The sequence below is a fragment of the Caulobacter sp. GW821-FHT09B08 genome (genome assembly GCF_059418225.1).
The window spans coordinates 223,499-236,545 of record NZ_JBWKPL010000004.1; the positions used below are offsets into that span (position 1 = coordinate 223,499).

General features: G+C 67.8%; 13 protein-coding genes. 11 read left to right on the top strand and 2 right to left on the bottom strand.

What is annotated here, in order from left to right:
- The first annotated feature begins 30 nt into the window (after nt 1-30).
- The 5 genes from AC07OA_RS14430 (at nt 31) to AC07OA_RS14450 (ending at nt 4,945) form a co-directional block, all read left to right on the top strand.
- Nucleotides 31-333, top strand: a complete 303-nt coding sequence (locus AC07OA_RS14430) for a hypothetical protein (RefSeq protein WP_494664502.1) — start codon at nt 31-33, stop codon at nt 331-333.
- A gap of 126 nt (nt 334-459) precedes the next feature.
- Nucleotides 460-1,839 (top strand): DUF4139 domain-containing protein, encoded by a 1,380-nt coding sequence (locus tag AC07OA_RS14435; RefSeq protein WP_494664503.1) that lies wholly within the window; start codon nt 460-462, stop codon nt 1,837-1,839.
- A 206-nt stretch (nt 1,840-2,045) separates the two neighbouring features.
- Nucleotides 2,046-3,545 carry a DUF4139 domain-containing protein gene (locus AC07OA_RS14440; RefSeq protein WP_494664504.1) on the top strand — a complete coding sequence of 500 codons (1,500 nt, stop codon included), beginning with the start codon at nt 2,046-2,048 and terminating at the stop codon, nt 3,543-3,545.
- 8 nt (nt 3,546-3,553) lie between these two features.
- On the top strand, nt 3,554-4,081 hold the full coding sequence (locus AC07OA_RS14445; RefSeq protein ID WP_494664505.1) for a TIGR00645 family protein: 528 nt from the start codon (nt 3,554-3,556) through the stop codon (nt 4,079-4,081).
- Between the two features lie 60 nt (nt 4,082-4,141).
- A complete protein-coding gene (locus AC07OA_RS14450) occupies nt 4,142-4,945 on the top strand; it encodes a transglutaminase-like domain-containing protein (RefSeq protein WP_494664506.1) in 804 nt (267 codons plus the stop codon).
- 122 nt (nt 4,946-5,067) lie between these two features.
- On the opposite strand, the gene AC07OA_RS14455 is transcribed toward AC07OA_RS14450, so the two are convergent.
- Nucleotides 5,068-5,682: a DUF1134 domain-containing protein gene (locus AC07OA_RS14455; protein WP_494664507.1), complete on the bottom strand. Its 615-nt coding sequence runs from the start codon at nt 5,680-5,682 to the stop codon at nt 5,068-5,070.
- A gap of 143 nt (nt 5,683-5,825) precedes the next feature.
- On the opposite strand from AC07OA_RS14455, the gene lepA reads away from it, so the two are divergent.
- Genes lepA through AC07OA_RS14485 form a run of 6 tightly spaced genes read left to right on the top strand, consistent with a single transcriptional unit; the run spans nt 5,826 to nt 12,194 of the window.
- Nucleotides 5,826-7,634 carry a translation elongation factor 4 gene (lepA, locus tag AC07OA_RS14460; protein ID WP_494664508.1) on the top strand — a complete coding sequence of 603 codons (1,809 nt, stop codon included), beginning with the start codon at nt 5,826-5,828 and terminating at the stop codon, nt 7,632-7,634.
- 30 nt (nt 7,635-7,664) lie between these two features.
- Nucleotides 7,665-8,078 carry a very short patch repair endonuclease gene (locus tag AC07OA_RS14465; protein WP_494664509.1) on the top strand — a complete coding sequence of 138 codons (414 nt, stop codon included), beginning with the start codon at nt 7,665-7,667 and terminating at the stop codon, nt 8,076-8,078.
- Nucleotides 8,075-9,235, top strand: coding sequence for a DNA cytosine methyltransferase (locus tag AC07OA_RS14470; protein ID WP_494664510.1), 1,161 nt, complete (start codon nt 8,075-8,077; stop codon nt 9,233-9,235). Before AC07OA_RS14465 ends, AC07OA_RS14470 begins: the two co-directional genes overlap by 4 nt.
- Nucleotides 9,232-9,879, top strand: coding sequence for an Eco29kI family restriction endonuclease (locus tag AC07OA_RS14475; protein WP_494664511.1), 648 nt, complete (start codon nt 9,232-9,234; stop codon nt 9,877-9,879). The genes AC07OA_RS14470 and AC07OA_RS14475 overlap by 4 nt, the downstream gene beginning before the upstream one ends.
- 53 nt (nt 9,880-9,932) lie before the next feature.
- Nucleotides 9,933-11,561, top strand: a complete 1,629-nt coding sequence (locus AC07OA_RS14480; RefSeq protein ID WP_494664512.1) for an NAD(P)/FAD-dependent oxidoreductase — start codon at nt 9,933-9,935, stop codon at nt 11,559-11,561.
- 9 nt (nt 11,562-11,570) lie between these two features.
- A complete protein-coding gene (locus tag AC07OA_RS14485) occupies nt 11,571-12,194 on the top strand; it encodes a glutathione S-transferase family protein (protein WP_494664513.1) in 624 nt (207 codons plus the stop codon).
- On the opposite strand, the gene AC07OA_RS14490 is transcribed toward AC07OA_RS14485, so the two are convergent.
- Nucleotides 12,191-13,009, bottom strand: a complete 819-nt coding sequence (locus AC07OA_RS14490; RefSeq protein WP_494664514.1) for a protein NO VEIN domain-containing protein — start codon at nt 13,007-13,009, stop codon at nt 12,191-12,193. The two genes, AC07OA_RS14485 and AC07OA_RS14490, sit on opposite strands and share 4 nt — an antisense overlap.
- Between the last annotated feature and the right edge of the window lie 38 nt (nt 13,010-13,047).

Sequence of the window (13,047 nt, forward strand, 5' to 3'; positions counted from 1 at the left end):
CTTGGCGAATGGCCTGCTAAGGTCATCGTCATGACCAACGCAAAAGCTCAGCCGGCCAGCCTCGAAAACATCAGCACCGGCCTGCTCAACGGCGCGATGGTGATGCTGCTGGGCTGTGCGGCCGCGAGCGTGCTGGCTTGGCAGATCATCGCGGAGGGATGGGGCCTCCTGCCCAATCTGAAGGCCATGACCGCCGACCTGCCGCCGCCCGCACCCAGCGGCGACGTCAACCTGCTTGAACTGGGGCTCCTCCTGGCGAGCCTCGGCTTCGTTTGGCGTGGCGCAAGGTACATCCGCGAGAACTTGGCGCTGCTGCGCGCGCACCGCAGCTGAGGCTGGACGACCACCAGGCAGAGAAGGCCTTGGCGTGAATCATAATTAGTTCACACTTGTAATTTCTCACTCGACTCCCGGCTGACCGCATGAAACCTTGAGCGCCGAAATCGGGAGACGCTCTGGATGTTCCGTCACGCTCTGCTGGCCACGGCCGCGCTCGCCATCTCCACGGCCGCTTACGCCCAGACGGCCCCCAAGCTGTCGGTGACCATCTACAACAACGACCTGGCCCTGGTTCAGGACATCCGTCAGATCGATGTGAAGGGCGGCCGCCAGAAGCTGGAGTTCAAGGACGTCTCGGCCACGATCCGGCCCGAGACGGTCAGCCTGTCGGCGTCGGGCGTGTCGGTGGTCGAGCAGAACTTCGACTACGACCTGCTGACGCCCAGCAAGCTGATGGAGAAGGCGGTCGGCCAGCAGGTGAAGATCGTCCGCACCAATCCCGGCGACGGCAAGGAGACCACCGAGACCGCCACGGTGCTGGCCGCCAACGGCGGTGTGGTGCTGAAGATCGGCGACCGCATCGAGGTGCTGCGCGACGACGGCTCGCCCACCCGCGTGATCTTCGACAAGGTGCCCGAGAGCCTGCGCGCCCGCCCGACTCTGTCGGTGACGGTGGAGGGCGACAAGCCCGGTCCGCGCCTGGTCACCCTCAGCTACCTGACCACCGGCCTCAGCTGGCAGGCCGACTACGTGGCCCTGTTCGACGAGGCCAAGGGGGCGCTGGACCTGCAGGGCTGGATCACCCTGGGCAACAACTCCGGCACGCCCTTCGACAACGCCGAGACCCAGCTGGTGGCCGGCCAGGTCAACACCCTGGCGGTCAACAACGGCTACCAGCCGCCGCGCCGCCCCTCCACGACCTCGGCCGGAGCCGAGAGCGGCGAGGACGACGCCGAACGGGTGGCCGACTACTACGTCTATCCCCTGCCCGAGCGCACCACGATCCTGGCCAGCCAGAGCAAGCAGGTCGGCTTCCTCAGCGCCCAGGGCGTGGGGGCCAGGAAGGCCTACGAGATCCGCGAGGGCGGCTTCTCCAGCCAGACCAGCCCGCGCTCGGCCTCGGTGGCCATCCAGTTCAGCAACGCCAAGCTGGCGGGCCTGGGCCGCCAGCTGCCGGCCGGGACCATGCGCGTCTACATGCGCGACAAGGCCGGCGATCCCAAGTTCATCGGCGAGAACAACATCGATCACACCCCCGCCGGGTCGGAGCTGTCGATCAAGACCGGCGACGCCTTCGACGTGACCAGCCAGGCCACCCTGGTGGCCAACACCAAGGTCTCCAAGACCCGCTCGCGCTACGAGATGAAGTACCTGCTGCGCAACGCCCGCGCCCAGCCGGTGACGGTGGAGTTGCGCCAGGGGGGCCTGGGCCGCGACGGCAAGGTCGTCGACGAGAGCCTGGCCAGCCGCCGCATCGACGCCCGCACCCTGGGCTGGAGCGTGCCGGTGCCCGCCAACGGCGAGACGACCCTGACCTTCACGGTCGAGACGGGCTGGTGATCTTCCAAAGCCGCAGGTCCTCCCCCTCTGGGGGAGGTGTCCGCGAAGCGGAAGGAGGGGGGAGTGCGCCGACGCCTCGCCAATCCCCCCTCCGTCGCCTGCGGCGACACCTCCCCCATGGGGGGAGGACCTGGCTGGCCGCGCTCGCGCTTCTTCTTCCGACGACCGCCCTCGCCGACACCATCGTCTCGCCCGCGCCCGACAAGGTGGCCGTCACCCTCTACCGGGCCGACGTCGCGCCGTGGCAGTCGCTGTATCCGTGGCAGCGCCAGATGGCGGCGCGCAACGGCCTGATCCTGGTCAGCGAGACCCGCACCGTCGACCTGCCGGCCGGCCGCCACACCCTGCGCTTCGCCGGCGTGGCCGACGCGGTGATCCCCCAGAGCGCCACGCTCGAAGGCCTGGCCGGCGGGGTGGTCGAGCGCAACTACGACTACGCGCTGCTGAGTCCCGGAACCCTGCTGGAACGCTCGCTGAACCAGCCGGTGGGCGTCGTGCGCACCAACGCCAAGACCGGCCGCAAGACCCAGGAGAGCGCCATCGTCCGCCAGGGCCCCTACGGCGTGGTCCTGGAGACGGCGGGCGGGGTCGAGGCCCTGGGCTGTTCGGGCGGGGTGGAGGGCCTGGTCTTCGACCGCGTGCCCGAGGGCCTGTCGGACAAGCCGGCCCTGTCGACCGTGGTCGAGGTCCCGGTCGCCACCAAGGCCCGCCTGACCCTGTCGTACCTGGCCACGGGCGTGACCTGGCAGGCCGACTACGTCGCCAGGATCCGTCCCGACGGCAAGACCCTGGACCTGGGCGGCTGGCTGACCCTGGTCAACACCAGCGGCACGGCCTTCGCCGACGCCCCCACCCAGGCCGTGGCCGGCAAGCTGTCGCGCCGCCCGGTCGACACGCCCCAGGGGCAGACCAAGCGGATCGACCGCGCGTGCTGGCCGATGGACACCACGACCGACGGGCTGGAGGTTCCGGACGCGGTCCAGATGCGGCCCATGATGGCCATGATGGCCCCGCCTCCGCCCCCGCCGCCACCTCCTCCGCCCGCGCCGGAAATGGTCGTCACCGCCAACCGCGTGCAGCTGGCCGAGCAGTCCGAGTTGGGCGACTACAAGCTCTACACCCTGCCCGAGCCGGTCACCATGGCCGCGCGCCAGACCAAGCAGGTGGCCTTCCTCGACCAGAAGGGCGTCGCCTTCCAGCGGCTCTACGCCCTGACGCTGGGACCGACCACCGACTATGACGGCCGCCAGTCCTGGGCGCCGTTCGTGGTGCTGCGGATGGAGAACAAGGCCTCCGAGGGCCTGGGCAAGCCCCTGCCCGCCGGCGCCCTGGCGGTGATGGAGACCGCCGGCGGCCGTCCCGCCTTCGCCGGCGAGCAGAAGCTGCGCGACATCCCCGTGGGCCAGCCCTTCGACCTGTCGATCGGCCAGGCCATGGACGTGCGGTTCCGACCGACCCTGGTCAAGGACGAACGGCGCGGCAAGAACCGCGTCCGCCGCACCTACGAGGTGGAGCTGACCAACGCCAAGACCGCGCCCGTGGCGGCGGAGGTGCGGCTGGCCCTGCCCGGCCTGACCGGCTTCAAGATCGTGTCCGGCCCCGGCCCGCACGAAATCCGCGACGGCGTGGCGGCCTGGCGCGTGCCGCTGGCGGCCGGAAGTCGCCGAACGGTACGTTATGTGCTGGAGTACCTCCCCAACCGTTAGGAGCTCCGATGCAGAAGCCGATCCTCGAAACCTGGCTGGAACGCGGCCTGTTCGCCTCGCGCTGGCTGATGGCGCCGTTCTATGTCGGACTGGTGATCGCGCTCGCCGCCCTGATGGTGGTGTTCTTCCAGGAGCTGATCCACGGCATCCCGCTGGTGTTCACCGCCAAGCCCGAGAACGCTATCCTCCTGGCCCTGTCGCTGATCGACCTGTCGCTGGCGGCCAACCTGCTGGTGATCGTCATACTGTCGGGCTACGAGAACTTCGTCTCCAAGATCGACACCGCCAGCCACGAGGACCGGCCCGAATGGATGGGCACGGTCGACTATTCGGCCATGAAGATGAAGCTGATCGCCTCCATCGTGGCGATCTCGGCCATCGCCCTCCTCAAGGCCTTCCTGCACCTGACCGAGCCCAAGGAGGTGCTGGACCAGCCGCGCCTGATGTGGCTGGTCATCGTCCACCTGGCCTTCGTGATCTCGGGCCTGCTGCTGGCCCTGATGGACTTCGTCAACAGCAAGGCGTCTAAGCACTGACACCCGTATGAACCTTCACCCGGGCAGGCCGTTGTCACGGCTCACCCCGGGGAGATGGCCATGCGCGTGCATGTCGAGGCGCGGCTGGACTACGACTTTCCGGAGCGCGCGGAATCCCTGCTGCAGATCGAGGCGGCCGTGGCCGACGACCAGACGGTGGTCGAAGAGACCCTGACCTTCGATCCGCCGCTCACCGTCACCCGCCGCGACGATCCAGCCAGCGGCGAACGCCGCGTGGCCTTCGAGCACCAAGGCCGGCTGTCGATCGTCTATGCGGCCACCGTCGAAATCGCCGCCCGCGACATGGACCTGACCGGCGCGGTCCAGCACCGGATCGCCGACCTGCCGATCGAGACCCTGCCCTATCTGCGCGGCAGCCGTTACTGCCCGTCCGACACCTTCGAGACCATCGCCGACCAGAAGTTCGGGGCGCTGAAGGGCGGCGCCCGCGTGGCCGCCATCGCCGCCTGGATCATCGGCCACCTGGAATACCGACCGTGCAGCGACTGGCGCACCACGGCGCTGGAAACCTATGTCCAGCGGGCCGGCGTCTGCCGCGACTTCGCCCACCTGGCCGTCACCCTCTGCCGGGCCAGCGACATTCCCGCCCGCGTGGCCAGCGTCTACGCCCTGACGCTAGACCCGCCCGACTTCCACGCCGTGGTCGAGGTCTTCGTCGGCGGCCGCTGGCGCCTGCTGGATCCGACGGGACTTGCGCCCATCGACGGCCTGGTCCGCATCGCCTACGGCCGCGACGCGGCGGACGTGGCGTTCCTGACGATCTTCGGCAAGGCGGAGATGGTGGGACAGAGCGTGACGGTGGCGGCGGCTCAGGCCGAGGCGCGCCCACTTGCCCCCACCTGACGGCTTCGCCGTCTGTCCGCCCCCGTAGGGGGCGGAGGACGAAAAACGCGCGTCCTCTTCCCCCTCCGGGGGAAGGAGCGCCGTAGGCGCGAAGGGGGCAAGTGTTCGCCCCCTCTGACCGGCTAGAACGGCAGGATGTTCCGTTGCCGGCTGTACGCCAGATACCCCACGTTCGCGCCCAGGCGCAGGCCCACGCCCGCGCGGATCGGGGCCAGGGTGATGGTGTCGGCCTTCTGGTAGTTCACGCCCAGGCCGCCGACCAGATAGGCCGAGCCTTCCACGCCCGGGAAGCGGCGGAAGATCGCGTCCGGATACTGCAGGTTATAGCAGAGGGTGAAGACCCGGCTGGCGTTGCCGCCCCAGTCCCAGCCCACCGACGGCCCCTGCCAGAACACCTCCTGGGTGGGACGCTCCTTCATGTAGAGCAGGCCCCGGCCGTAGCGCAGGCCCACGCCGATGGCGCCCGAGCCTTCCTCGCCGGCGACGTAGCCGGTGGGCCGGCCGTTGTCGCGGAAGATGCGCTCGATCGCGCCGCCGATGGTCTCGGCCGTCACGCCCAGGAAGTCCGAGCCGCTGCGGATGATCTCGTCGGCCGAATAGGTGGCCGCCGCGCCGGTGTCGTAGGTCGGCGCCTGGCCCGTGGCCGGATCGCCCGGCGCGCGCGTCTGGGCGGTGCTGGCGCAGCCGCCGAGCCCGGCGGTGGCGATGCCCGTGAGGATCAGCTTACGGCGGTCCATATGTTCTCTCGCGTTTCCGACAGCTCATACTGTCTCAACCCATTGAGTCGGGTTTGCGGCCTGAACCTTAAGCGCGAGTTAACCATGAGGGCTCCTGTGCATCGACCCTCGCGAAACCCGGCAAATATGCTAGACGCAGCGCCATGACTTCGACGCCTCTCGACAAGATCCGCAACTTTTCCATCGTGGCCCACATCGACCACGGCAAAAGCACCCTCTCCGATCGTCTGATCCAGACCACCGGCGGCCTGACCGCGCGCGAGATGAGCGCCCAGGTGCTGGACAACATGGACATCGAGAAGGAACGCGGGATCACCATCAAGGCGCAGACCGTGCGCCTGAACTACAAGGCCAATGACGGCGAGACCTATGTCCTGAACCTGATGGACACCCCCGGCCACGTCGACTTCGCCTACGAGGTGTCGCGCTCGCTGGCCGCCTGCGAAGGCTCGATCCTGGTGGTGGACGCCTCGCAGGGCGTGGAAGCCCAGACCCTGGCCAATGTCTACCAGGCCATCGACAACAACCACGAGATCGTCCCGGTCCTGAACAAGGTCGACCTGCCCGCCGCCGACGTCGACCGGGTCAAGGCCCAGATCGAGGAGGTCATCGGCCTGGACGCCTCGGACGCGGTCGAATGCTCGGCCAAGACCGGCGTCGGCATTCCCGACGTGCTGGAAGCCATCGTCAAGCGCCTGCCCGCCCCCAAGGGCGACCCGAACGCCCCGCTGAAGGCCCTGCTGGTCGACGCCTGGTACGACCCCTATCTCGGCGTCGTGGTGCTGGTGCGCGTCTTCGACGGCACGCTGAAGGCCGGCCAGCAGGTGCGCATGATGCAGACCGGCGCCACCCACAAGCTGGACAAGGTGGGCGTCTTCACCCCCAAGGCCACCGACGTGGCGGCGCTGGGCCCGGGCGAGGTCGGCTTCTTCACCGCCTCGATCAAGGAAGTGGCCGACGCCGCCGTCGGCGACACCATCACCGACGAGCGCAAGCCTACGGCCGAGGCCCTGAAGGGCTTCAAGGAAGTGGTCCCCGTGGTGTTCTGCGGCCTCTTCCCGGTCGACGCCGCCGACTTCGAGGACCTGCGCGCCGCCGTCGGCAAGCTGCGCCTGAACGACGCCAGCTTCACCTACGAGATGGAGTCGAGCGCCGCCCTGGGCTTCGGCTTCCGCTGCGGGTTCCTGGGCCTCCTGCACCTGGAGATCATCCAGGAGCGCCTGTCGCGCGAGTTCGACCTCGACCTGATCGCGACCGCCCCCTCGGTGGTCTACAAGATCAAGCTGCGCAACGGCGAAGAGATGGACCTGCACAATCCGGCCGACATGCCCGATCCGATGCAGATCGAGGAGATCGCCGAGCCCTGGATCAAGGCCACCATCTTCACCCCCGACGAGTTCCTGGGCGGCGTGATCAAGCTCTGCCAGGACCGTCGCGGCATGCAGCGCGAGCTCTCCTACGTCGGCAGCCGCGCCATGGTCGTCTACGACCTGCCGCTGAACGAGGTCGTCTTCGACTTCTACGATCGCCTGAAGTCGATCTCGAAGGGCTATGCCAGCTTCGACTACGCCCTGGAAGACTACCGCGCCGGCGACCTGGTCAAGATGCAGATCCTGGTCAACGCCGAGCCCGTCGACGCCCTGTCGATGCTGGTCCACCGCAGCCGCGCCGAAAGCCGCGGCCGGTCCATGTGCGAGAAGATGAAGGACCTCATCCCCCAGCACATGTTCGTCATCCCGATCCAGGCCGCCATCGGCGGCCGCATCATCGCCCGCGAAACCGTCCGGGCCCTGCGCAAGGACGTCACCGCCAAGTGCTACGGCGGCGACGCCAGCCGCAAGCGCAAGCTTCTGGACAAGCAGAAGGAAGGCAAGAAGCGGATGCGCCAGTTCGGCAAGGTCGAAATCCCGCAGGAAGCCTTCATCGCGGCGCTGAAGATGGACGAGGATTGATCCCTTCCTAACACCGAGCATTTCTTCGCCATGGACACCCTAACCCCCGCCGAGCGCAGCGCCCGCATGGCTCGGGTCAAGGGCAAGGGATCTGCCGCCGAGATGCTCGTGCGACGATTGGTTCACCACATGGGCTATCGCTATCGCCTGCACGGCGTGAGGCTTCCTGGCCGGCCCGACTTAGTCTTTCCCGGCCGACGCAAGGTGATCTTCGTTCACGGCTGTTTCTGGCATCGCCACCCCGATCCAAAGTGCAAGCTGGCGCGGCTCCCCAAATCACGGCACGACTTCTGGATACCGAAGTTGGAGGGGAATCGCGCCCGCGATCTTCGCAAGCTGTCGGAGCTGGAAGCCTTGGGCTGGAGCGCGCTGACCCTTTGGGAATGCAAGCTTAAGAATGAGGCTTTCCTAGAGAACGAAATTAGAACATTCTTGGACTCATGAAGTCGATCGAACTCTTCGCGGGGGCCGGAGGCCTGGGGATGGGCCTGTGCCGAGCCGGGTTCAAGCCAGCCAAGGTGGTCGAGTGGGATCGCTATTGCCGCGAGACCATTCGCGAAAACCGTGACTTGCCATTTTCGCCGATGCACGGCTGGCCGGAGGTCGAGGGCGACGTGCGGGGGGTCGATTTCCGGTCGCTCGAGGGCAAGGTCGCGCTGGTGTCGGGCGGCCCTCCTTGTCAGCCATTCTCGATGGGCGGCAAGCACAAGGCCTATGACGACGCACGCGACATGTTCCCGCAAGCCATCCGGGCAGTTCGCGAAACGCGCCCCAAGGCCTTTATCTTCGAGAACGTGAAGGGCCTGACGCGGGCCAGCTTCCGAAACTATTTCGAGTATATCCGGCTCCAGTTGGAGCATCCCTACGTGACCGCCTTGCCAGACGAGGACTGGGCCGATCATCTCGCGCGGCTGGAACGTCACCATACTCACGGAGACCGCGACGGCGCCTATCGCGTGATCGCCCGCGTTCTGAACGCCGCCGACTATGGCGTGCCTCAGAAGCGAGAACGGGTGATCTTCGTAGGCTTCCGCGACGACCTCGACATCGAATGGAGCTTCCCAGTCGAGACCCACTCGTCAGACGCACTGCTGTGGGCCCAACACCGCGACGGAAACTATTGGGATCGTCACAAGGTCGCCAAGACCCAGCGCCCCGACGCGACGGGCGCGCCAGTTCGCGCCCTGCGGCTTGAGGAAAAGCCGGCGACCATAGCCTGGCGCACCGTGCGCGACGCCATCGCCGATCTGCCCGACCCCGAATTCCACCCAAGGAAAGCCACGGAACACCGCAATCATCGCTTTCAGCCTGGCGCGCGCAGCTATCCCGGGCACACTGGCAGCCCCCTCGACGAGCCAGCCAAGACTCTTAAGGCGGGTGTCCACGGCGTGCCCGGCGGGGAGAACATGCTCGCCCGCCCCGACGGTTCGGTTCGCTATTTCAGCATTCGGGAAAGTGCGCGCCTGCAGACCTTCGCAGACGATTTCGTATTCCATGGCTCGTGGAGCGAGACCATGCGTCAACTCGGCAACGCCGTGCCGGTTCGACTAGCGGAGGTCATTGGCAAGGATGTCGCTCGGAAGCTACGCTACGCGGCATGAGCGTAGCCTATAACCCCCTCGCCACGATCAATTTGGCACGCAGCATCCAGAATGCGATTCTGGAGCAGCCGCTTCGCCCGCTTGCAACTCTAGCTAGCGAACGCGGAGCGGGAGTCTACGCAATCTACTATTCAGGTGATTTTCCCGCCTATTCGATGCTGACGCTTGGCACGCGATCCAACGAAGAAGTGCCGATCTACGTTGGCAAAGCGATCCCGAAAGGCGGTCGGATAGGCGGCCTCACGCGTGATGCTGAGCATGGCCGACGTTTGGGCGAGCGCTTAAACATCCATGCGGATTCAATTCGCGAAGCCATCAATTTGGACATCGATCACTTTCACGCCCGTTCGTTGGTGATCGAAGACGTGTGGATTTCTCTTGGCGAGAACATGCTGATTCAGCAATTTCGCCCCGTGTGGAATGTTGTTACCGCCGGCTTTGGCAACAAGGCCCCTGGAAAGGGCCGCCAAGATCAGGCGATGTCGCTTTGGGACACCCTGCACCCGGGTCGGGCCCATTCGCGCATGCTGGGCCCCAACAAGGTCTCCAACGCTGAGATCGTCTCCCGTGTCACGGCTTTCTTATCAGGTCGAAAAGTGCCTCTGGATATTGAGAAAGCAGACGACGAGGAGGAGACGGAGTAGGCTTTCCGGCAGCTAGATGGCGCATCGCGCCCAGCAGGGCTAAACCCGCCACCATGCTCCGCCTATCCAACCTGTCACTCCCCCTCGGCCATCCGCCCGAGGCCCTGGCTCCCGCGATCTGCAACCGCCTGGGCGTCCCCGAGCGCGACCTCCTGAGCCACGTCGTCGCCCGCCGCGCCCATGACGCGCGGAAGAAGGCGGCGATTCTGATGGTCTATACGGTCGATATCGCCCTGCGCGACGAGGCGGTCGTGCTGGAGCGGTTCAAGGGCGACAGCCAGGTGCGGCCGCGGCCCGACACCGACTATCGCCTGGTAGCCCGCGCGCCGGAGGGGTTCGACGGCCCTCGCCCCGTCGTCATCGGCGCCGGCCCCTGCGGCCTGTTCGCCGGGCTGATCCTGGCCCAGATGGGCTTCAAGCCGATCATCCTGGACCGGGGCAAGGTGGTGCGCGAGCGGACACAGGACACCTGGGGCCTGTGGCGGCGCGGCGAGTTGAACCCGGAGTCCAACGTCCAGTTCGGCGAAGGCGGCGCGGGCACCTTCTCGGACGGCAAGCTCTACAGCCAGATCAAGGATCCCCGCTTCCTGGGCCGCAAGGTGCTGGAGGAGTTCGTCGCGGCCGGCGCGCCCGAGGAGATCCTGACCGAAGCCCACCCGCACATCGGCACCTTCCGCCTGGTGCACATGGTCGAGAACATTCGCTCGCTGATCGAGAGCCTGGGCGGCGAGTACCGCTGGCAGCACCGGGTCGAGGACTTCGACATCGGGACCGCCGCCGACGGCTCGCGCAAGCTGAAGGGCCTGCATATCGCCGGCGGCGACTACATCGCGGCCGGGCACGTGGTGCTGGCCGTCGGCCATTCCTCGCGCGACACCTTCCAGACCCTCTACGACCGTGGCGTCCACATCGAGGCCAAGCCGTTCTCGATCGGGGTGCGGATCGAGCATCCGCAGTCGTGGATGGACAAGGCCCGCTTCGGCGCCTGCGCCGGCCATCCGGACCTGGGCGCGGCCGACTACAGCCTGTCGCACCATTGCAGCAACGGCCGCACGGTCTACAGCTTCTGCATGTGCCCGGGCGGCACGGTGGTGGCGGCGACGTCCGAACCGAACCGTGTGGTCACCAACGGCATGAGCCAGTATTCGCGCAACGAGCGGAACGCCAATTCCGGCTTCGTGGTGGCCATCGACCCCGAGCGCGACTATCCGGGCCATCCCCTGGCCGGCATCGAGTTTCAGCGCAAATGGGAGAGCCTGGCCTTCACGGCCGGCGGCGGCGACTACAAGGCCCCGGCCCAGAAGGTCGGCGACTTCCTGGCCCGTCGGCCGTCGGAGGACCTGGGCGAGGTCCAGCCCTCGTACAAGCCCGGGATCAAGATGACGGATCTCGCCGAATGCCTGCCGCCGTTCGTGCTGGAGGCCATGCGCGAGGCCCTGCCGGTGTTCGGCCGCCAGATCGCCGGCTACGACCATCCCGACGTGCTGATGACGGGCGTGGAGACCCGCACCTCCTCGCCGATCCGCATCACCCGCGGCAAGGACTTCCAGAGCCTGAACGTCGCGGGCCTTTTCCCGGCCGGCGAGGGCGCGGGCTATGCCGGCGGCATCCTCTCGGCGGCCGTGGACGGCATCAAGGTGGCCGAGGCGGTGGCGCGGGCGTATGTGGGCGAGACGCAATAGGGACACGCCATGCTCAAGATCCTCGGCCGCACCTCGTCGCTGAACGTGCGCAAGGTGCTGTGGACCTGCGACGAGCTGGGCCTGGCCTATGAGCGCGAGGACTGGGGGACGGGCTTCGCCTCGACCAAGAGCCCCGAGTTCCTGGCCCTGAACCCCAACGGCCTGGTGCCGGTGCTGATCGACGAGCACGGCGCGCTCTACGAGAGCAACACCATCTGCCGCTATCTGGCGAGCCGATACGGCGGCGGCCACCTGCTGCCGGCCGAGCCGCGCGCCCGGGCCGTGGTTGAGCAGTGGATGGACTGGCAGGCCACCACCCTGAACCCGACCTGGGTCTACGCCTTCCTGGCCCTGGGCCGGCCGACGCCGGGCTATGACGAGCCCGCCCGCATCGCCGCCAGCGTCAAGGCCTGGAACGGCGCCATGACCATTCTCGACCAGCGCCTGGCGCAGACCGGCGCCCACACCACCGGCCACGACTTCACCCTGGCCGACGTGGTGCTGGGGGTCTCGGTCCACCGCTGGAAGCGCACGCCGATGGACCGCGCCGACCTGCCGGCGGTCGAGGCCTATTACGCCCGCCTGAAGGAGCGCCCGGCGTTCGGGCCGTGGGCGCTGGACACGGTGAACTAGGCCGTCGCGGCTTCTCGCGCGCTTCGCACCCGGAACACCCGGGCCTCGCGCGCCACGTCGTAGAGGCGGTAGACCACGAAGGCGTCCGGCTGGGCCGCGCGCAGGGCCTCCTCGTCGGGGGTCAGGCGGAAGGGCGTGGCCGGGCCGCCGGTGGTGGCCTTCACCGCGGTGCGGCGGGGCGCGCCGGTGCGGCTGAAGCTGATCAGGTCGCAGCCGGGCGCGTCGGTGGGCAGGACCAGGCGCACCTGGGCGGCCAGGTCCTCGCGACCGCGCTCTTCCAGCCGGCGCTGCTCGTAGGCCAGGGCCGAGGCCACGGCGATGCGGGCCAGGATGCGGGCGTCCTGGTCGCGGGCGGCGGGGTCGAACCGGGCTGTCAGCCGCGCGACGCGCTCGGCGTGCGGCGTGGCCGGGACGACCGAGGGACCGCCCTCGGCCAGCACCGGCGCGGTTGCGCGGCCCAGCAGGGCCGGCGGCTGGGCCAGGTCCTTGAGGATGGCGGGCTTGGCGGTCAGGCAGCGGTCGACCGAGTCGATCAGGGCCTCGCCGAAGTCCCAGCGCGGCGGGTGGTCCTTGAGGATCGGCAGGCCCACCAGGGTCAGGATCGCCGAGATCTCGCCCTGCAGGAAGACGATCGCCCCGCCCGAGCGGTTGGTGACGAAACGCAGGGCGCGCTGATGGTTGGCCGGATCGTAGGCGCGACCGGTCATCGTCTTGTCGAGCATGACGAGGTAGTCGCCGACCACCATGTCCAGCTCGGCCTCGTTCCAGGTCTTTCCGTTGATCGCCGAGTCGCCCACGCGCCGACGATGCCTCAAGCGGAGCCTCGGCGCCAGGATTCGGCGCTCCGGCCCCG

Bases quoted from the DNA above. Each gene is read 5' to 3' on its own strand.
- AC07OA_RS14430 (WP_494664502.1), top strand. From the start codon at position 31: ATGACCAACGCAAAAGCTCAGCCGGCCAGCCTCGAAAACATCAGCACC.
- AC07OA_RS14435 (WP_494664503.1), top strand. From the start codon at position 460: ATGTTCCGTCACGCTCTGCTGGCCACGGCCGCGCTCGCCATCTCCACG.
- AC07OA_RS14445 (WP_494664505.1), top strand. From the start codon at position 3,554: ATGCAGAAGCCGATCCTCGAAACCTGGCTGGAACGCGGCCTGTTCGCC.
- AC07OA_RS14450 (WP_494664506.1), top strand. From the start codon at position 4,142: ATGCGCGTGCATGTCGAGGCGCGGCTGGACTACGACTTTCCGGAGCGC.
- AC07OA_RS14455 (WP_494664507.1), bottom strand. From the start codon at position 5,682: ATGGACCGCCGTAAGCTGATCCTCACGGGCATCGCCACCGCCGGGCTC.
- lepA (WP_494664508.1), top strand. From the start codon at position 5,826: ATGACTTCGACGCCTCTCGACAAGATCCGCAACTTTTCCATCGTGGCC.
- AC07OA_RS14465 (WP_494664509.1), top strand. From the start codon at position 7,665: ATGGACACCCTAACCCCCGCCGAGCGCAGCGCCCGCATGGCTCGGGTC.
- AC07OA_RS14470 (WP_494664510.1), top strand. From the start codon at position 8,075: ATGAAGTCGATCGAACTCTTCGCGGGGGCCGGAGGCCTGGGGATGGGC.
- AC07OA_RS14475 (WP_494664511.1), top strand. From the start codon at position 9,232: ATGAGCGTAGCCTATAACCCCCTCGCCACGATCAATTTGGCACGCAGC.
- AC07OA_RS14480 (WP_494664512.1), top strand. From the start codon at position 9,933: ATGCTCCGCCTATCCAACCTGTCACTCCCCCTCGGCCATCCGCCCGAG.
- AC07OA_RS14485 (WP_494664513.1), top strand. From the start codon at position 11,571: ATGCTCAAGATCCTCGGCCGCACCTCGTCGCTGAACGTGCGCAAGGTG.